Consider the following 17,454-nt stretch of genomic DNA (forward strand, 5'->3'; position numbering starts at 1 on the left):
TCCGCGCTCGGCTTCCGAAACCTCACCAACTACATCGCCAGGAGCCTGCTGGAGACCGGCGGATTCAGGACCCGACTACACCCTCGATCGTGAAGAGCCCCATTAGACATCCCCGGTCGGTGTAGTCGATTAGTGACGTGGCATCAGCGCCATCAGGTAAGTGCGCTGCCGCCGAGCCGCGGCCACGAGGTCACCCGCCCGCCCCGGTGAGCCGCCGGACGACCCCTTCGCCACCGACGCGGCGGATCAGTTCGAGGTCCCCGCAGACCACCAGCAGGTCTCGGGCCCGTGACAGGCCGACGTAGAGCATCTCGCGGGCCCATGCCTCGTCCCGGAAGCCGTTGACGGCGAGGACGACGGCCGGCCGCTCGAGGCCCTTGAAGCCGAGGACGTGCCCGTAGAAGAGGTCGTCGTCCTGCCAGTAGGTGGCCCAGTAGGCGTCCTGCCCCTCGGACTGCCGCTCGACCTGGACCGGGTGCCGGTGGTGGGTCGTCAGCAGGGCGATCGACTGCGGCGGCCACCCCTCGTCGAGCAGGGCGTCGGCGACGTCGTCGGCCGCACCGACCGCGTCCGCGGGCGCGGCGGGGACGAACCGGACCGGCAGCCCGGACCGCCCGCGCACCGTCATCCGCTCCGGCGCGAGGCTGGAGAACGTGCCGGCGATCTGCTTGGTGTTGCGCAGGTTCTCGTGGAGCGGGATCGACAGGAGGTCGACGGTGGGCCGGCCCTGACGCGCGAAGATGCGCTGGCCCTCGTCCGAGAAGACATAGAGGGAGCCGTGGCCGGGGTTGCGCAGCGCCGCGAGGACGGCGTCCCACCAGCTCTGCGCGAAGTCCTGCCCCTCGTCGATGACGATGGCATCGAACCTGCGTTCCTCGGGCAGGTCCGCGGCGAGCGAGACCATGCGGGAGGGGAGGAACTCCTCCCAGTACGCGCTGTCGTCGTCGGATCCCGCGCGCACGCCCCAGCCGATGCCGAGGTAGTGGAAGGTGCCGACGTAGTCGGGCCGCTGCCGCTTGGGCAGGTCGTCGACCCGGCGCCGGAGGAACTCGGCCAGCCCGCGCGAGTAGCACATCAGCGCCACCCGCTGTCCCTCGGCGGCCAGCCTGCGGGCCTTCTCCACCGCCAGCCAGGTCTTGCCCGAGCCCGCGCCGCCCTGGATCTCCACCCGCGGGAACGCCTTGAGGTAGTCCAGGACCTTCGCCTGGTCCCGGGTGAGCAGGTCGCAGGCGGCCTCGCGCTCGGCCAGCTCGGCCAGCAGGTGCTGCTGCGGGATGGCCGCACCGGCCAGGCAGTCGACGAGATCCTCCACGTCCTGAGGGTTCGGCGGGTCGGGCTCGTCCCGCACCGTCTGCAGCGCCGTCCGGATCCGGGCGGCGGCGTGCGGGACGTCGGTGGCGTCGATCGCCATCCAACGGGCGAGGCCGGGCGCTCGGAAGGACGACGGCAGCGTGGTCGCCGGCAGCGCGACGAGGTGCGCGGTGCGCTGGCGGCCCGCCGTCCAGCGCGGGTGGTCGGCCAGGTACTCGCAGAGCAGGTACTTGCAGGCCACGGCCTGGTCGACGGGGTGGATCACCTCGTCGACGCCGTCGTTCCGTTGCCGCCACTCGCCGCGGTCCAGCGAGACGCTGCCGCCCTTCACCTCGACGACGGCGATCCCGACGCCGGGCCAGGCGACGACGAGGTCGGCCTCCCGGTCCTGGGACCGGTCGCTGAACCGTAGGTTGGCGAACAGGACGGCGTCGTCGGGCAGCTGCTCGCGCAGCGTCGCGACGAGCCGCCGCTCGGCGTCCGATCCGAACCGCGGGTCGTCCGGGTAGAGCCGGGCGGTCACGCAGGCGTCCTCGCGCCGGACAGCGCGTCCCAGAACACCGCCTCGCTGACCACCCGGACGCCGAGGGCGCGGGCCTTGGTCGCCTTGCCCGACTGCGAGTGCGGATCGGCGCAGACCAGGACGCCGGTCTGCTTGGAGACCGAGGCCATCGGGACGAGCCCGGCGTCGCGGGCCGCCCGCTCGAGCTCGTCGCGGCCGCGGCTCATCGCCCCGGTGAAGACGATCTTCGTGCCCGGCAGGAGGGCGGCTGCTTCGCGCCGCGGCACGGACACCTGCGCGCCGCTGCGGACGGCGGTCAGCGCGAGGTCGACGTCCTTCTCCGTCATGCCGAGCAGGACGGCGACCCGGTCGAGGTCGGCGCGCTCGTCGTCGGTGACGACGCCGTCGGCGTACGCGGCCGTGGCCAGCGCCTCCAGGTAGAGCCGGTGCGCGGTCAGCACGTGGTCGCGGCCGCAGCCGAGCTCCGTTGCCAGCGACATGAGCTGGTCGGCCTCGGGCACGCTGACCAGCCGGTCCTCCAGCACCTGGTCGAGCACGGTGAGGTACGGCGCGATGCTCGGCGGGGCGTCGTCGAGCGCGGGCAGGGCGGCGACGAGGCCGGCCAGGTAGCCGTCGCGCTGCCGGACGGCGGCCGTGGCGGCGTCGCGGGGCAGCGTCCGGCAGGGGGCGCACGGTTCGGCCGCCATCACCCGCGCCGCCTCGACCAGCTGCGGCCAGGAGTGCGCGAGCGCCTCGAACCCCTGGTAGCTGCCGTCGGCGGCGAACTGCACCCGGATCCCGGCGCCGGCCAGCGACCCCTCGCCCAGCTGCGAGGAGAGCATGTGCAGCATCAGCTCGGCGGTGGCGCGGGCGTCGTGCAGCGCGGCGTGCCCGTGGTTTAGCGGGATGTCGACGAACCCGCACAGCGCCTGCAGCGACCGGGTGCCCGGGCCGAAGAACAGCGGCGCCAGCCGCATGGTGCACAGCGTGGGCGGCAGCTCGGCGGGCAGCCCCGCACGGGCGAACTCGCGGGCGAGGAAGCGCAGGTCGAACAGCGCGTTGTGGGCGACGACGGTGCGGCCGGTGAGCAGGGAGCGCAGGTAGGGGGCGACGTCGGAGAAGGCCGGTGCCTCGACGACGTCGCCGGCGCGGATGCCGTGCAGGCGGGTCGGGCCGACGTCGCGCCCGGGGTTGACCAGGGTCTCGAACTCGGCCTCGACCTCGCCGCGCTCGTCGAGCAGGACGACCCCGATCTCGACGACCCGGTCGGTCCGGGGCGACAGCCCGGTGGTCTCCACGTCGATGACAGCAACCGTCACGACGGCTCCTTCGCACTCCCGGCCGCCCCCCGCGGCGGCCGACTGGATCGGCGTCCGGCGGACCATGCCACGGCCGACAGCGAAAAGCCGGAGTTTCGGATCGAAGGCGGCCTCAGTCGTCCCAGCAGTCTCAGTGGCGCCCGGCGGGGTCACTCCGAGAACCGCTCGTACGCCTCGAGACAGGACAGGCAGGTCCTCTCCGTGCTGTCGAAGGTCTCCGGAGCGACGGGACGCCGGCAGGTGCGGCACCAGCGGAACGAGCGGCGACGGCGGCTGGCGATGGCCTCCGCGGTCTCGACGACCTCGGCGGGGAACCACCGCAGGTGCTCCCGGGTGAAGCGGCTGCCGTCCAGCGGCCACACCTCGTGCTGGGGCGCCCAGCCGACGGGAGGAGGCGCGAGGACGAAGCCCCCGGCGTCGACGCCGACCGCCAGCTGTGCGGGCTCGCCGCTGACGAACCACTGCAGCCCGTCGCCCCCGCCGAGGTCCTCCCGGCGCCAGCCGGCCCCGAGGGCCCGGAGCACCTCGGGCCAGCCGACACCCAGCGCGGTCGCCAGCGCCTGCTCCCCCGCGGTCGGGTCCCCCTCCCGGCCCCAGGCGAGTCCGCAGGCGCGGCACTCGAACACCAGGTCGCCCTCGGGATCGCGCAGGCAGCCGCCCAGCACGACCATGCCGCGCTCGGCGAGCTCGAACAGGTCGCCCGCCGGCAGCCCCCACACGATCGGGACGGACTCCTCGCGACCGCACTCCGGGCACACCCGCCCGGGCTGGATCCCCACCGAACCGCTCATCCCGCTCCCCGTGCCGCTGCCGTCCCCGTGACGGCGGAAGCGGAGGGTGGCAGTGGCCACCGACAGGAACCGGAACGGCGTCCGGTCGGTTCACCGGATCGGGTCACCCCAGCCCGGCGCGCTCCTCGGCCAGCGGCGCGGCCAGGCGGATCTCCGCGGTGCAAGCGGCGTGGTCGCTCAGGTGGGCCCCGTTCCACTGCGGGCGGTGGACGTCGGCGACGTCGTCACCGTCCACGAGCTCGGCGCTGACCGCCAGGTGGTCGATCGCGTACGCATCCTCGTTGAGGTGCGCGGCGCGTTCCGTCAGGGCTGGTGCTACGCGGCTACCTGGTTCGCGAGCAGGGGATCCCCGGTCGAGGAGCGACGGCGAACGTCGTCGAGCGCTGGCCGCGCCTCGACCCGTGGAACGTCAGCTTCACCTCGGCGCTGCGGCGGCTGGCCCGTCGGGCTCGAGGCCGGTCGGCGTCATCTGGGGTTGAGCTGCATGGCGAACCACAGTTCGGCGCGCACCGTGACGTCGTCGAGGTCCCGGCCGAGCGCCTCGGCGATGCGCCCCATCCGGTAGCGCAGCGTGTGCCGGTGGATGTCGAGCTCGGTGGCGGACGCATCGGACTGGCCGTTGTGCGCGAGGAGGACCCTCAGCGTGTGGAGGAAGTCGACCTTCGACCCCTCGTCGAGCGCCAGGATCGGGGCCAGCGCCGCCTGGGCCCACGCACGGACGTCGTCACCGGCCAGGTGGCGCAGCAGCCCGGCGTCGGCGATGTCCTTCGCGAGCAGCAGCTTGCCGGTCTGCCGGGCGGACAGCTGGAAGACCGTGTTCACGCGCCGCCAGGCGCCGGGGAGTTCGGCGATCGGGATCGAGTCGCTGACGGTGCCGTGGCTGTGCGGGACGCGCTGCAGGACCGCCTCGAGGGTCCGCAGGTCTCCCTCCGCAGTGGGGAGGACCACCACCACCCGTCCCGGGCGGTCCTCGGAGATGACGGTCGCCAGGCGCCGCAGCCCGCGGTCGTTCTCGGTGGTGTCGATGAGCTCCGGGCCGTACTCCCGCGGCGCGCCGAGCAGCGCCACCCGGACCGGACCACGGGGGCAGGGGACGTCGAGCACGTCGGCCACGGACTGCGCCGCCTCGGGCTGGCCCTCGAGGAGCAGGTTGAGCACCGCGTGCCGTCCCTTGCGGACCATGGTGCGTGCCTCGTCCGCCCGAGTCAGCTCGGCGGCGAGCAGCAGGGTCGAGGTGTCGAACAGGGACATCTCGACCGGGTCGAGCGGAGTTGCCCGGCCGATGGCCAGGAAGGCGCGGGTGCGTCCGGCGGCGACCACGGGCCGCAGCATGATGACCTCGGTCGGGCTGGCGAGGCTGATGCTGCCCAGGTGCGAGGGCGCAGTGAACCGGGGAAGCTCCGTGCGGACGCGCGGTGCGTGGATGCGGGCGCTCTCCGGGACGTTCGCCTGCAGGGCGCCCTCGCCGTCGAGGACCAGCACCCAGCACCGCAGCGTCGACTTGATGCACTCGGCGATGCCCCGCGGGCCGTTCACCTGCAGGCTCGAGCGAACCAACTGTCCGTGTGCGCTGGCGATCGTCTCGGGCGCAGCGTCCATCGGGCTCCCTCCGCGTGACGTGCCGCACCGCCGGTGGCAGTACACCCTGCCCGTGCACCGACACAATCGGATGTGCCCGCTCAGGACAATCCTTCGGAACGATGTTGTACAGAGCGCGGATGCGGACGGCGCCGTCTCCGCCGCGACACTGTGTCCGTCCCGCTCGCCGCCGGCGCAGGAGGCTGCAGTGACCGGTACACCGGTTCTCGACGTCATGCCGGCGACCTCCCGGCACCCGGCCGTCACCTACCGGCAGGCCGGGGACGGCCAGGTGCTCATCGAATTCGGCGAGATGGAGCTGGACCTGCGCCACAACTTCCACGTGCAGGCGGTCCTGCGGGAACTCGACAGGCACCCGCTCCCCGGGCTGATCGAGGCCGCCCCCGGCTTCCGCAGCCTCATGGTCACGTTCCAGCCGGACCGGATCGGCCGCAGCCAGGTGATCGCCGACGTGTCGGAGCGGATCGAGGCCGCGGTCGGCCTGGCGGCACTGCGCATCCCCAGCCGGCTCATCACGCTGCCGATCGCCTTCGACGACGAGATGTCGCGCGAGGCGGTCCACCGCTATCGGATCACCACCCGCAGCGACGCCCCGAACGTCTCCCCCGGCGACAACATCGACTACCTCGTCCGCTGCAACGGCTTCGCCCACCGTGAGGCCTTCTACGAGACGTTCCTCCGGGCCACCTGGTGGAACGCGTTCGTCGGCTACTTCCCCGGCCTGCCGTCGCTGTTCTCCATGGACCCGCTGAGCCAGATCTCGGTCCCCAAGTACAACCCGGCGCGGATGTGGACCCCCGAGGGTTCGGTGGCGATCGGCGGGCCGTGCGTCGTCATCTACCCGGTGGAGGCGCCGGGCAGCTACCAGCTGTTCGGACGGACGCTGCCGATCCTCGACCCGTGGCGGCGCGCCGACGTGTTCGCCGACGACCCCATCCTCTTCCGCGTCGCCGATCGGGTCCGGTTCGAGCGGGTGACCGAACCGGAGCTGCTCGCGCTGCGCCGGCAGGCCCTGGAGGGCACGTACCGCTATCAGGTGGAGACCGCGGAGTTCGACGTCGCCGGCTACCTGGCCGAGTGCCAGCACCTCGCCGACCGCGCGTCGCTGGTGCGCGAGCTGCGCAGCACCGCGGCCGGCACCGTGGACGTTCCGTGAGCGGTGCGGTCGCCGCCGAGGTCATCGACCCGGGCCTGGAGACCACGGTGCAGTCGTGGCCGGGCCGCATCGGGATGACCTCCCGCGGCTACTTCCCCGCCGGACCGGCGGACCACTACTCCGCGCGCGCGGCCAACGTGCTGGTCGGCAACCCGGCAGGGGCCGCGGCGCTCGAGATCCCCATGATCCGGTTCGAGATGGGTATGAGCCGGCGCACCCGCCTGGCCTTCTGCGGGCCGGAGTCGGCTGTCGTCTGCGTCAACGGCGAGGCCGTGCCGACCTGGGCGACGGTGGACGTCGCGGCCGGGGACATCGTCTCCTGCCGGGAGGGCGACGGCCCCGGTTTCCGGATGTACGTGGCGTTCGCCGGCGGGCTCGACGTGCCGGTGGTGCAGGGCTCCACGTCGACGCACCTCATCGGGGGCATCGGCGGCGTCCAGGGCCGTGCGCTCCTGCGCGGCGACGTCCTCTCCGCCGTCCCCGCTCCGTCCGGGCCGGCGCCGACCCGGGTCTTCCCCACCGCGCTGCGCCCGGTGTTCGGCCTGCCCTGGGAGATCGAGGTGCTGCGCGGCCCGCACTCGGTCCCCGACTTCCTGACCCCGCGGGACTGGGAGGAGCTCACCTCGCGGCAGTGGCGGGTGGATCTGAACTCGGATCGGGTGGCCACCCGGCTGGAGCCGTTCCGCTTCCGGTGGAGCCGGCCGGACGGCGGGGTGGCCGGTGGCCACCCGTCGAACGTGCTCGACAGCATGTACCCGCTGGGCGCCGTCCTCGCCACGAGCGACGTGCTCACCGTGCTGGGGCCGGAGGGCAACACGTCCGGCGGGTTCGCGGTGGTGGCGACCGTGCCGCACTGCGCCCGGTGGAAGTTCGGCCAGATCCGTCCCGGTCGTGACAGCCTCGTGTTCCGCGAGGTCGGCTACGAGGAGGCGTTGGCGCTGGGCGAGCGGGTGGACTTCGCGCTTGCGCACGAGCGGCTGGCGCCGGAGACCTGAGGCCACCGGGGCGCCGACGACCGGCCCGGTGGGGCACGGGAGAGGGCCGGGTGCGCCGGCCCCCTCCCGCGGTCAGGCGGCGACGGCCCGGCGGACCTTCTCCAGATAACGGTGCTTCTCCGCACGAGCGGCGAGCGCCTGCTCGAGGGTCACCGGGACGAATCGCGTCCTCGTGCCCGGGGAGCACTGCGCGACGAGGTCGAGATCGGAGCTGATCACGGTGCCCACCATCGCGTAGCCGCCGCCGGAGACCGCGTCGCGGTGCAGGATGATCGGCTCGACGCCCCCGGGAACCTGGATGGAGCCGATCGGGTAGCCGGCGTCCACGATGTTCGACGGGTCCGACCCCGCCCCGAACGGCTGGGTCCGCTCGACGAACTCCAGTGTCGCCCCGGAGTACCGGAAGCCGGTCCGGTCCGCGACCGGGGTGAGCGCCCAGTCGGCCGACAGCAGCACCTCGCGGCCCTGCCCGCTGAGCCGGTAGTCGTACAGGCCCAGCACGACGCGGAGCTCGACCTCCCGGGAGAAGACCGGGACGAGATCGGCCGGCACGGCACGTCCGGCGGCCCCGCGCCGCTCGGCGCCGAGGGGCAGGACGTCCCCGGCTCGGAGCGCCCGCCCCTCGTGCCCGCCGAGCGCACCGAGCGCGTACGTGGACCGGCTGCCGAGCACGTGCGGCACGTCGAAGCCACCGGCCGCGGCGATGTACACCCGCGCCCCGGACCGGAGGTACCCGAAGGACAGCTCGTCCCCGGCCTGCACCTCGAACGACTGCCAGGTCGGGACGGACACCCCGTTGAGCCTGGGTTCGAGGTCCGCGCCGGTCACCGCGACGACCGTGGGCTCCGTGAACCCGAGCGTCGGTGCCATGTACGGCGCCTCCAGCACCGCGGCGTCCTCGGGGTTGCCGACGAGCATGTTGGCCATCCGCGCCGACCCCAGGTCCAGGGCCCCCGAGGGTGGGATGCCGACGTTGTACTGGCCCGGGCGACCGAGGTCCTGAACCGTCGTGGCGAGTCCGGGTTCTCTGACGTCAACGGGCATCGAGGGCTCCCAGCAGGGTGTGGTTGTAGGCGTCCGGCGCTGCGAGGAAGTCGTCGAGGACGAAGTCGACGTCGGCCATCCGGTAGGTGTAGCTGCCGTCCTCGACCCGGGCGCGGGTCTCGGTGTACTCCTCCTCGTCGATGGGCCTGAACTTGACGATGTCCCCGGGCCGGAACAGCACCATGGACGACGCGAAGATCGCGTGCTGTTGCTGCGGGTCGTAGATGGGCACCGGGGTGATGCCGAACATCTGGTAGCCGCCGGCGCCCTTCACCGAGTAGATGCAGGCGAAGCAGCCGCCGTGCCCGACGGTGAGCGCCGGCGTCTCGGTCCGCGGCCGCAGGTACTTCGGCAGCTCGATCTGCCGGGAGCGCTCCACCATCTGGAACATGAAGGGCAGTCCGGCGACGAAGCCGACCATGGACACCAGCCACGGCGACTCGCTGTGCTGCTTGACGAACGCCTCGACCGAGCCGGCCCCGGTCTGTTCGACGGCGTAGTCGACGTCGTTGCCCTGGGGGCGCTGGTGCCGGTCGCGGAACTTCTTGCCGACCTGGTTGGTGTAGGCGTCGTTGTACCAGACCGGGATCTCCACGATCCGGGTCGGCAGGTGCAGCGACGGGGCGGCGAGCACCTCCTCCTCGATCGCCTCCACCACGGGTTGGAGCCGGTCCGGGGGGAGCACGTCGGGGTCGAACCGGATGAGCAGCGAGGCGTTGGCCGGGCAGATGTCGGTGACCCCGGGCAGCGCCCGTTCGGCGAGACGGCTGCTCATCGCCATCGCCCGGAAGTTCGCCGTCAGGCTCATGGCCTCGTCGATCTGGACGACGAGATGCTCGTCGGCCCCCCACGAGTAGCGACTGCCCTCAGACATGTGCGACACCTGCCTCGGCTCGGTCGGTCTGCATCCACTGCTCCAGGAACGTCGTGTGGTACTCGCCCGCGCGGAACTCCGGCGTGTCCACCAGCCGCCGGACGAAGCCGGCCGTGGTGGCCAGACCCTCGAGCTGCAGTTCGTCGAGGGCGCGCAACATCCGTTCCACCGCCCGCCCGCGGTCCCCGGCCCAGACGACGAGCTTGGCGAGCAGGGAGTCGTAGTACGGCGGGACGGTCGAACCGGCGGTGAAGCCGGAGTCGAAGCGCACGAACGGTCCGCCGGGCGGCTGCAGGTGGGTCACCGTCCCCGGGCTGGGCAGGAAGTCGCGGTCGGGGTTCTCTGCGTTGATCCGCACCTCGAGCGCGTGCCCGCGCAGCACCACGTCGTCCTGCGTGAAGGACAGCCGCTCACCGAAGGCGATCCGCAGCTGTTCCTGCACGAGGTCCAGGCCGCTGATCATCTCGGTGACCGGGTGCTCCACCTGGATGCGCGTGTTCATCTCGATGAAGAAGAACTCCCCGGACGCCTCGTCGTAGAGGAACTCGACGGTGCCGGCGCCGGTGTACTTCACCGACTCGGCGAGGGCCACCGCGGCTGTCTCCATCTCGGCGGCGATCGCGGCGGGGAGCGTCGCCGCCCCCGCCTCCTCGATCATCTTCTGCCGACGACGCTGCATCGAGCACTCGCGCACCCCGACGTGCACGAAGTTCTCGCCGTCCCCGAACACCTGGACCTCGATGTGGCGCGCTCGGGGCACGAAGCGTTCGAGATAGACCTCGTCACTGCCGAACGCCGCCCGCGCCTCGGCCTGCGCGGCCGCCACCGCACCAGCCAGGTCGTCGCGGGATCCGACGATCCGGATGCCGCGCCCACCTCCGCCGGCGGACGCCTTGATCGCCACGGGGAACCCGACGGCCTCGGCGGCGGCGACCGCGTCGGCGGCCGAGGCCACCGGGCCGTCGGTGCCCGGGACGATCGGTACCCCTGCCTCCTGGGCACTGCGCCGGGCCTCGGCCTTGTCCCCCATGGAGCGGATGGCCTGCGGGGAGGGACCGACCCAGGCGGCGCCCGACTCGAGGACCCCCTCGGCGAACTCGGCACGTTCCGAGAGGAACCCGTACCCGGGGTGGACGGAGTCCGCGCCGGACGAGCGCACCGCGGCCAGCACCGCGCCGGTGTCGAGGTAGCTCCGCGACGCCTGTGCCGGGCCGATGTGCACCGCCTCGTCGGCGAGCCGGACGTGCACGGCCTCCGCGTCGGCGTCGCTGTAGACGGCGATCGTGCGGACGCCGAGTTCACGTGCTGCCCGGATGATGCGCACGGCGATCTCGCCGCGATTGGCCACGAGCAGCCTGCGGACCATCAGGTCACCTCGATGGTGGCGATCGGATCACCGGGGTCGACCGTTCCGTTGTCGGTCACCTCGAAGCGGCGCAGGGTCCCGTCGACCTCCGACTTGACCTCGGCGAACTGCTTCATGATCTCGACCAGGCCGATGGTCTGCCCCGCGCTGACCGCACCTCCCTCCTCCACGAAGGGCGGGTTGTCCGGGGACGGCCGCCGGTAGAAGACCCCCGGCAGCGGCGACTGGACGACGTGCTCGTTCATACGACGGGCCTCCTCGGCTCGGAGCTAGATCGACTCGACGGTCTTGCGCACGACGGTGGCGATCTCGACGGCGTTGGGCGTGTCCGAGTGGACGCAGATGCTCTCCACCCGGATGGGGAACCGCTCGCCGGTGTCGGCGATCGCCACGCCCTCCTTGAGAGCCGTCTCGGCGCGGCGGGCCGCCTCGTCCGGTGGGGTGGCGCGCGGCCGGCGCAGGATGATGAGGCTGCCGTCGGCCCGGTAGCCGAGGTCCACGTAGAACTCGGCCACGAACGGCACACCGCGCTTGGTGGCCACCCGCTCGTGCGCCGTCCCGGCCATGCCGAAGACCGGCACCTCGTACTGCACCGCGACGTCGCAGACGCCGTCCATCAGCGCGTCGTCGCGGGCCGCCATGCCGTACAGGGAGCCGTGCGGCTTGATGTGGCTCAGCGACAGCCCCTCGGCGTGCAGGAAGCCGACGAGCGCGCCGACCTGGTAGCGGACCAGGTCGGTGACCTCCTGGGGTTCGAGCTTCATCTCGCGCCGGCCGAAGCCGACGAGGTCCTGCAGCCCGGGGTGCGCGCCGATCGTGATGCCGGCACCCGCGGCCAGCTGCACCGTCTCGCGGATCCCGCTGGGGTCACCGGCGTGGAAGCCGCAGGCGACGTTGGCGGTGTCGATGAGCTCGACCAGCTGGGGGTCGTTGCCGAACGAGTGGATCCCGAAGGACTCGCCCATGTCGGAGTTGATGGTGACCATGTGCGTGCTCCTGCTCGCGGGGAGGGGTACCGATGGGTCAGGCGGGGTCGTTCTCGTACTCGTACGCGTCGCAGAACAGGAAGCCGTTGCGCCCCCAGTCCTCGCGGCCCACTTCGGTGAAGATGAAGTTGATCGTCTCGGGCTTGCAGTCGGCGATCCGCGAGATCTCGCGGGTGAGGACTTCCGCGAGCTCGCGCTTCTGCTCGAGGGTGCGGCCCGGGAACCAGTCGATGCGGACGAAGGGCACGGTGCGCTCCTTGGCTAGGGGTGGGCGTGTCTCGGGGTGTCGCCGTGGGGGTCGACGTAGACGACGTCGTCCTCGACCTTGACGGGGTAGCGCGCCAGCTCCGCGTGGGTCGGGTTGATGCCCTTGCAGGTCGTCAGGTCGAACTGCCAGAGGTGCAACCGGCAGGTGAGGACGGTCTTGGCGAGCTCGCCCTCGACGAGTTCGGTCTCCTGGTGCGGGCAGATCGCCTGCGTCGCGACGACCTCGCCGCCGTCGAGGCAGGCGACCAGGATGTCCTGGCCGTCGACGGTGAAGGACTCCATCTCCCCTTCCCACAGGTCGTCGAGACTGCAGACGCGTTCGAAGGACACGAAGGGCTCCTGGGTTCAGAAGAAGCGGTCGTAGTGGACCCGGCTGGTGGGGACCTGCATGCCGATCACGAGCAACCGGACGACCGCATCGGTCATGGGCGGCGGTCCGGCGACGTAGAAGTCGAGGTCGTCGAGGTCCGGCAACGAGGTCGCCGCGACGAGGTCGTGGACGAAGCCCCGCCCGCCGGTCCAGCCGACGTCGTCGTCCGCGGCGGAAAGTGCCTGGTGGAACTCCACCTCCTTCAGCGCCGGCCGGCACTCGTCGACGAACGCCTCGGCGCACAGGTCGGCGGCGGTGCGGCCGCCGTAGAAGAAGAGGAGTCGGCGTGCGTGCGCGTCCGGCGCCGCGGCCAGCGCCCGGGCCACGCTCACGGCCGGTGCCAGCCCCGAACCGCCGGCGATGCAGACGACGTCGCGCCCCGTGGACCGGAAGTGGGCGAGCCCGTACGGCCCGTCCACCCGCACGGGGTCACCGACCGCGAGGTCGGCGATCCGGTTGGACAGCGTTCCGCCCGGCACCCGCTTGACGTGGAAGTCCCAGCGGGTGGTCCCGGGCAGGTTCGCCATGGAGTAGGCCCGGTCCTGCCGGCCGTCGACGGCGAGCATCGCGTACTGGCCCGGCCGGAAATCCGCCGCCTCCGCCAGGTCGACGCCGACCTCCACCATGTCGGAGGTGAGGAGCCGCCGCGCCACCAGCCGCCCCTCCATCCGCCGCGGGCGGGGGACGTCCCGGCCGTGCTCGACCACCGGCGCGGTGATCGAGCACGGCGTCACGGGGACGGTCTGGCAGGCGAGGACCCGGCCCTTGCGCCGGTCCCGGTCGGTGAGCCCCGGGGTCGGCCGGCCGAGGTCGGTCACCTGACCCTCGGTGACCATGATCTTGCAGGAGCCGCAGCCGCCGCTGTTGCACTCGTAGGCGAGGTCGAACCCCGAGCGGAGTGCGGCGCGCAGGACGGTGTCCCCCGCGTCGCAGGCGAACTCCGTGTCCCGGTCCGGGACCCGGATCGGGAGCGACGATGCGGCCCTCGCCATGATCAGGCGTCCAGCAGGGTCTGCAGCTCGGAGTGGAACCTCCCGGTCGCCGCGATGGCCGAGGTGGCGGCCTCTGGGGCGTCCGGCAGCTCGGCGCAGAACCCCTCGATCGCCTCGTGGGCCAGCGGTGTCCACTTCTCCACCCAGCCCTGCAGCACGGCGGCGTTGTCCGGCACGTCGTGCATGAACCGGACCAGCTCGGACGACCATCGGCGCGACCGTTCGCTGTCGCGCAGTGCCGCCTCGGCCATCAGCGCGAACAGGGTGTCGCCCTGGCGGCGCGCGCTGACGCTCTGCTGCCGGAAGAACGCCTCGTCGATCGCGGGCTTGGCGACGAGGTCCAGCGCCACGAACGCCTCCGCCCAGTCGTGGGTGACCAGCACCTTCTCCATGAGGCGCCGGAAGCCCTGCCACGCCGGGAGGTTCTCCCACCGCTCGCGTTCCGCGGAGCCGAAGCCGCTGGACGGGTGGGACCGCGCCAGCTCCGCCGTGCGGTAGGCGGTGTGCGAGAGCCAGCGCAGGGCGTCGGCCGTCTGGAAGGCGGCGCAGTTGGCGATCGTGCTGGCCGGCGCCATGTGCACGAGGTAGGCGCTGCCCATCTGCAGGGTGTGCAGCAGGTACCGGCCGGGGGTGTAGAGGCGGGCGAGGCTCGCGACCCACTCCGCGGACAGTCCCTTGTCGTGCTGCTCCTCGTCGTGCTGGTCGAGCAGTCCCTCGACGTAGGACTCCTGCCCGTCCTGGAGGATGTTGTAGGTGCGGTAGACCAGCTCGTCGGGGTCGCGGAACGCGTCCCAGTCCGGATGGGTGACCGGGCTCCCGTTGCGGTACCGGCGGTACCAGTCGGCCATCGGCCCGGTCTGCGCGACGTCCCAGGGCTGCCCCTGGTCACGCATGTGCCAGAGCAGGTTGGTGGAGACGATCTCGTACTCGCTCGGGCGGCGGCGCCGCCCGGCGAGGTGGCTCCAGGTCTTGAGCGGCTTGAGCGCCTCGGTCATGACGTCACCTCGGCCGGGGTGGTGTGGAGGTAGAAGCGGATCTGGTCGGTACCGGTGTCGATGCGGCCGACGAACGAGGGCATGCTGACCTCGAGGTCCCGCATGCGGAACGGCCGGCCGAGCTCGGCCTCGATGGTGGGCCGGCGCAGGACGCACTCCCCGCCGCCGACCTCGATGCGGACGTAGGCACCGCGGTCGCGGACCTCGACCTCCCGCCCCGGGTTGTCGACGACGGCCGCGGCCGCCACGGCCTTGGCCAGGTCGCCGGCCTGGACGACGGGGCCGACGGGATCTGTGATGGGCATGGATGGCCTCACTCGAAGTAGAACTCGACGGTGTCGGTCGGCTCCAGGCCGGCCTGCGCCAGGGTCATGTCACGCGGGAACGGTTCGTCGGCGCCCTGCTTGCGGGCGCGGATGGTCCTGCCGGGCTGGTCGGGGACGTGGATGCCGACCGAGTGCGCCGCGGCCGCGGCCGCCACCTCGTCCATCGTGTTCTCGGTGTCGACCGGGACCAGCTTGAGGACGAAGTCGCCGTGGAAGTGCGACGAGATGGGGAACAGTGCCATCGGTCCGGCCCTCCCTCAGACGGCCGGCGCCAGCGCCGGGCGGTAGGCGTCGACCCACCGGTAGCCGTGCGCGTCGTCGCCACCGGGGCTGACCACGCCGATGCCCATGTACTCGAGGACGCCCCCGAGGTCGGCCGGCGCGATCTCGCCGCCGAGGAAGCGGTCGATGAGGTTCTTGTGGTGCTTGTACCGCTCCGGGTCCTGCTCGAAGATCCACTTGTCGACCTCGGACGCGAAGTGGTACTTGCGCCCCTCGAAGACGAGCGAGGTGTCCTTGAGGGTCCGGCCCGGGGTGCCGACGATGGGCAGCTGCGAGACGTTGCAGATGATCGGCAGGGTGCCGGGCACGGTCCGGTCCATGCGCCCGTTCGCGAAGTTGTCGATCATGACGTCCCAGACCTTGCCGAACGTGTCGTTCCAGCCGGGGTACTTCTCCTCGAGCCAGTCACGTTCCTCGGGGCTGACCCCGGCCGCCGGGTTCCACCACAGCGTCGGTCGCCACGAGTACGTACCCAGCTGCTGGCCGTGGTGGTGCTCGTCGAGGTCGGCGATGAAGATGTCCCAGTACCAGGGCTTGGCCAGGCCCAGGTCCTCGATCGACTTGATGAACTGGTCGACGATCCACTCCTGCATGAACTCCTTGAACGAGGACTCGCGAACGTCCAGCGGCACGTAGTAGTCCATCGGGATGCCGGAGAGGATCGTGAAGAGGCGGTAGGAGCGCCAGAAGGCGACGTCGATGTAGTTCTGCGCCTTCTCCTTCTGGCCGTTCTCGATCAGCATCTGCAGCAGCGGGGTGCCCAGCTGGGCGTGCCGCGCCTCGTCGGACTGGATGCTCTGGATGAGCTTGGCGAAGGTGTGGTCGCCGGCGTTCGCGGCGTCGCCCGACAGGCCGATGAACTGCAGGTTGGTGAACCCGGTCTCGAAGGCGAAGTTCGCGAAGATCGAGGTGGCGACCGCGTCGCGGGTCATCAGGGCGTCGTCGAAGAAGTGCCGCGCACCGAGAGCGACCCAGTTGTTGGTGGACATCGCCTCGTGCGACCAGTCGAACTGCCGGTCCTTGCTCACGTACTCGTGCGGGAAGAACAGCTGGATCTGGCTGTGCCGGAGCTCGTCGAGCATGCCGAAGGTGGCCATGTTGCGCATGCCCGGCGCCTTCGACCAGCGGACGTAGCGGGCCTCCTGGAAGCAGGCGCCGTACTCGACGACCGCGACCGCGGCGTAGTGCTCCTTGAGGATGCTCACCCAGCCGGGGTCGGCGTTCTTGTAGAGGTCGACGCGCTCGAGCGCCGCCTGCACCGAGTACGCCCCGGAGTCCTTCTGCCGCTGGACGTCGACGTACTCCCGGTAGGAGATCTTGTACGGCTCGTCGTAGGTGGCCCAGACCTGGTCCGGGATCCCCTCTCCCCCGCTCATCTCCGGCGGGAAGAGTTCGTCCTGCTCCACGTAGGAGGGCGTCCATTCGGTGGTGCGCGCCAGGTCGTACCAGACGCTTCGATCGAGAAGGGCCATGTCGTCGTCTCCTGTCGGACGGGATGTCGGCGGTGATGTCGTCCGGGGCCGGCCGGCGCCGGCCCCTTGGTGCTCAGCTGCCGTGCCGGGACCCCAGGGGCCCCTCGCCGCCCGGGTAGCAGAAGGTGATGCTGGGCGAGTAGAAGCCGAACGTGACGGTGAGCGGGTCGGCCGGCGCGAACGCGTAGGTCGGGTGGTTGGGGTCGAGGAACTCCAGTTCCGTGACCTCGAACTGGCCGGCCAGGTCGGCGACGAAGGGATAGCGGCCGCTCGTGAACTCGTCGTCGACCCGGGTGATGTAGCGGAGCTGCCCGGTGGACCGGACGGTGGTGTCGGCGTTCACGCGGGCGGTCGTCCGGATCACCGGGGCGTCGTCGAGGTAGGTGGTGGCCACCAGCGTGCCATCGCTGAGTTCGAGCGTCGTGCGACCGGACGACGCCGGGACGCCACGCTCCAGCGCGTAGCGGGCCATCGGCTCGGAGCTGTTGTAGTAGTGCGTCCACCAGCGGCCGGGGACGCCCGCCTCCGTGTCCAGCCCGGCGAGGTCGACGCCGAGGTAGGTGAGCGAGTACGCGCCGAAGGAGTCCGCCGGCTCGGCCCCGTTCGAGGTCTGGGCGGCGTCGTCGACGATGTACTGGTTCATGTAGCAGGCGCCGCTGTCGGTCGCCGTCAGACCCTCGGGGACGAGCTTCTTCACGGCGTCCACGTCGCGGGGGAGCCAGACGAGGTACAGCATGCGCGCGTTGGCGATGAGCTGCGGGGCGTGCAGAGCGCTGGTCATGGGCGTCTCCTGGTCAGGGCAGCTGC

Annotated in this window: 20 protein-coding genes; 2 read left to right on the plus strand and 18 right to left on the minus strand. The window is 71.7% G+C overall.

Annotated features, from left to right (window positions below; genetic code table 11):
- Positions 1-190 precede the first annotated feature (190 nt).
- The 5 genes from ACK586_RS20200 to ACK586_RS20220 form a co-directional block, all read right to left on the minus strand.
- Positions 191-1,834 carry a nuclease-related domain-containing DEAD/DEAH box helicase gene (locus ACK586_RS20200; protein WP_409332302.1) on the minus strand — a complete coding sequence of 548 codons (1,644 nt, stop codon included), beginning with the start codon at positions 1,832-1,834 and terminating at the stop codon, positions 191-193.
- Positions 1,831-3,132, minus strand: coding sequence for an exonuclease domain-containing protein (locus tag ACK586_RS20205; RefSeq protein ID WP_409332303.1), 1,302 nt, complete (start codon positions 3,130-3,132; stop codon positions 1,831-1,833). The genes ACK586_RS20200 and ACK586_RS20205 overlap by 4 nt, the downstream gene beginning before the upstream one ends.
- Before the next feature lie 149 nt (positions 3,133-3,281).
- Positions 3,282-3,923, minus strand: a complete 642-nt coding sequence (locus ACK586_RS20210; RefSeq protein ID WP_409332304.1) for a hypothetical protein — start codon at positions 3,921-3,923, stop codon at positions 3,282-3,284.
- Positions 3,924-4,026: 103 nt separating this feature from the next.
- On the minus strand, positions 4,027-4,158 hold the full coding sequence (locus ACK586_RS20215) for a hypothetical protein (RefSeq protein ID WP_409332305.1): 132 nt from the start codon (positions 4,156-4,158) through the stop codon (positions 4,027-4,029).
- 230 nt (positions 4,159-4,388) lie between these two features.
- Positions 4,389-5,522, minus strand: a complete 1,134-nt coding sequence (locus ACK586_RS20220; protein WP_409332306.1) for a PucR family transcriptional regulator — start codon at positions 5,520-5,522, stop codon at positions 4,389-4,391.
- A 187-nt stretch (positions 5,523-5,709) separates the two neighbouring features.
- Between ACK586_RS20220 and ACK586_RS20225 the strand changes: the two genes are divergently transcribed.
- Together ACK586_RS20225 and ACK586_RS20230 are read left to right on the plus strand one after the other, a co-directional pair.
- Positions 5,710-6,678 carry a 5-oxoprolinase subunit B family protein gene (locus tag ACK586_RS20225; RefSeq protein WP_409332307.1) on the plus strand — a complete coding sequence of 323 codons (969 nt, stop codon included), beginning with the start codon at positions 5,710-5,712 and terminating at the stop codon, positions 6,676-6,678.
- The gene (locus tag ACK586_RS20230; protein ID WP_409332308.1) at positions 6,675-7,673 is read left to right on the plus strand and encodes a 5-oxoprolinase subunit C family protein; all 999 of its coding nucleotides are present in this window, start codon (positions 6,675-6,677) and stop codon (positions 7,671-7,673) included. The genes ACK586_RS20225 and ACK586_RS20230 overlap by 4 nt, the downstream gene beginning before the upstream one ends.
- Positions 7,674-7,745: 72 nt before the next feature.
- Here the strand turns inward: ACK586_RS20230 and ACK586_RS20235 are convergent, their stop codons facing one another.
- The 13 genes from ACK586_RS20235 to ACK586_RS20295 form a co-directional block, all read right to left on the minus strand.
- Entirely contained in the window at positions 7,746-8,717 is a 972-nt protein-coding gene (locus ACK586_RS20235; protein WP_409332309.1) for a 5-oxoprolinase subunit C family protein, read from the minus strand.
- Positions 8,707-9,591: a 5-oxoprolinase subunit B family protein gene (locus ACK586_RS20240; protein WP_409332310.1), complete on the minus strand. Its 885-nt coding sequence runs from the start codon at positions 9,589-9,591 to the stop codon at positions 8,707-8,709. The genes ACK586_RS20235 and ACK586_RS20240 overlap by 11 nt, the downstream gene beginning before the upstream one ends.
- Complete coding sequence (locus tag ACK586_RS20245; protein WP_409332311.1) at positions 9,584-10,957, minus strand: acetyl-CoA carboxylase biotin carboxylase subunit; 1,374 nt, start codon at positions 10,955-10,957, stop codon at positions 9,584-9,586. Before ACK586_RS20245 ends, ACK586_RS20240 begins: the two co-directional genes overlap by 8 nt.
- Complete coding sequence (locus tag ACK586_RS20250) at positions 10,957-11,202, minus strand: acetyl-CoA carboxylase (RefSeq protein ID WP_409332312.1); 246 nt, start codon at positions 11,200-11,202, stop codon at positions 10,957-10,959. Before ACK586_RS20250 ends, ACK586_RS20245 begins: the two co-directional genes overlap by 1 nt.
- A 24-nt stretch (positions 11,203-11,226) precedes the next feature.
- A complete protein-coding gene (locus tag ACK586_RS20255; RefSeq protein ID WP_409332313.1) occupies positions 11,227-11,943 on the minus strand; it encodes a 5-oxoprolinase subunit PxpA in 717 nt (238 codons plus the stop codon).
- Between the two features lie 37 nt (positions 11,944-11,980).
- A complete protein-coding gene (locus ACK586_RS20260; RefSeq protein ID WP_409332314.1) occupies positions 11,981-12,190 on the minus strand; it encodes a tautomerase family protein in 210 nt (69 codons plus the stop codon).
- A gap of 14 nt (positions 12,191-12,204) precedes the next feature.
- Positions 12,205-12,540, minus strand: coding sequence for a monooxygenase system ferredoxin subunit (locus tag ACK586_RS20265; protein ID WP_409332315.1), 336 nt, complete (start codon positions 12,538-12,540; stop codon positions 12,205-12,207).
- Between the two features lie 15 nt (positions 12,541-12,555).
- Positions 12,556-13,572 carry a 2Fe-2S iron-sulfur cluster-binding protein gene (locus ACK586_RS20270; RefSeq protein ID WP_409332316.1) on the minus strand — a complete coding sequence of 339 codons (1,017 nt, stop codon included), beginning with the start codon at positions 13,570-13,572 and terminating at the stop codon, positions 12,556-12,558.
- Between the two features lie 2 nt (positions 13,573-13,574).
- On the minus strand, positions 13,575-14,567 hold the full coding sequence (locus ACK586_RS20275; RefSeq protein WP_409332317.1) for an aromatic/alkene monooxygenase hydroxylase subunit beta: 993 nt from the start codon (positions 14,565-14,567) through the stop codon (positions 13,575-13,577).
- Entirely contained in the window at positions 14,564-14,872 is a 309-nt protein-coding gene (locus tag ACK586_RS20280; RefSeq protein ID WP_409332318.1) for an MmoB/DmpM family protein, read from the minus strand. Before ACK586_RS20280 ends, ACK586_RS20275 begins: the two co-directional genes overlap by 4 nt.
- 8 nt (positions 14,873-14,880) lie before the next feature.
- Positions 14,881-15,135: a toluene-4-monooxygenase system B family protein gene (locus ACK586_RS20285; RefSeq protein ID WP_409332319.1), complete on the minus strand. Its 255-nt coding sequence runs from the start codon at positions 15,133-15,135 to the stop codon at positions 14,881-14,883.
- A 15-nt stretch (positions 15,136-15,150) separates the two neighbouring features.
- Positions 15,151-16,647 carry a YHS domain-containing protein gene (locus ACK586_RS20290; RefSeq protein WP_409332320.1) on the minus strand — a complete coding sequence of 499 codons (1,497 nt, stop codon included), beginning with the start codon at positions 16,645-16,647 and terminating at the stop codon, positions 15,151-15,153.
- A 73-nt stretch (positions 16,648-16,720) separates the two neighbouring features.
- Positions 16,721-17,428: a hypothetical protein gene (locus ACK586_RS20295; protein ID WP_409332321.1), complete on the minus strand. Its 708-nt coding sequence runs from the start codon at positions 17,426-17,428 to the stop codon at positions 16,721-16,723.
- Positions 17,429-17,454 lie beyond the last annotated feature (26 nt).

Origin of the sequence: Trujillonella humicola (genome assembly GCF_046233715.1) — a bacterium.
Taxonomy (GTDB): domain Bacteria; phylum Actinomycetota; class Actinomycetes; order Mycobacteriales; family Geodermatophilaceae; genus Trujillonella; species Trujillonella humicola.

Coding starts and splice junctions, on each gene's coding strand:
- ACK586_RS20210 (WP_409332304.1), bottom strand. CDS start 3,923: ATGAGCGGTTCGGTGGGGATCCAGCCCGGGCGGGTGTGCCCGGAGTGC.
- ACK586_RS20220 (WP_409332306.1), bottom strand. CDS start 5,522: ATGGACGCTGCGCCCGAGACGATCGCCAGCGCACACGGACAGTTGGTT.
- ACK586_RS20235 (WP_409332309.1), bottom strand. CDS start 8,717: ATGCCCGTTGACGTCAGAGAACCCGGACTCGCCACGACGGTTCAGGAC.
- ACK586_RS20240 (WP_409332310.1), bottom strand. CDS start 9,591: ATGTCTGAGGGCAGTCGCTACTCGTGGGGGGCCGACGAGCATCTCGTC.
- ACK586_RS20245 (WP_409332311.1), bottom strand. CDS start 10,957: ATGGTCCGCAGGCTGCTCGTGGCCAATCGCGGCGAGATCGCCGTGCGC.
- ACK586_RS20250 (WP_409332312.1), bottom strand. CDS start 11,202: ATGAACGAGCACGTCGTCCAGTCGCCGCTGCCGGGGGTCTTCTACCGG.
- ACK586_RS20255 (WP_409332313.1), bottom strand. CDS start 11,943: ATGGTCACCATCAACTCCGACATGGGCGAGTCCTTCGGGATCCACTCG.
- ACK586_RS20270 (WP_409332316.1), bottom strand. CDS start 13,572: ATGGCGAGGGCCGCATCGTCGCTCCCGATCCGGGTCCCGGACCGGGAC.
- ACK586_RS20275 (WP_409332317.1), bottom strand. CDS start 14,567: ATGACCGAGGCGCTCAAGCCGCTCAAGACCTGGAGCCACCTCGCCGGG.
- ACK586_RS20280 (WP_409332318.1), bottom strand. CDS start 14,872: ATGCCCATCACAGATCCCGTCGGCCCCGTCGTCCAGGCCGGCGACCTG.
- ACK586_RS20285 (WP_409332319.1), bottom strand. CDS start 15,135: ATGGCACTGTTCCCCATCTCGTCGCACTTCCACGGCGACTTCGTCCTC.
- ACK586_RS20290 (WP_409332320.1), bottom strand. CDS start 16,647: ATGGCCCTTCTCGATCGAAGCGTCTGGTACGACCTGGCGCGCACCACC.
- ACK586_RS20295 (WP_409332321.1), bottom strand. CDS start 17,428: ATGACCAGCGCTCTGCACGCCCCGCAGCTCATCGCCAACGCGCGCATG.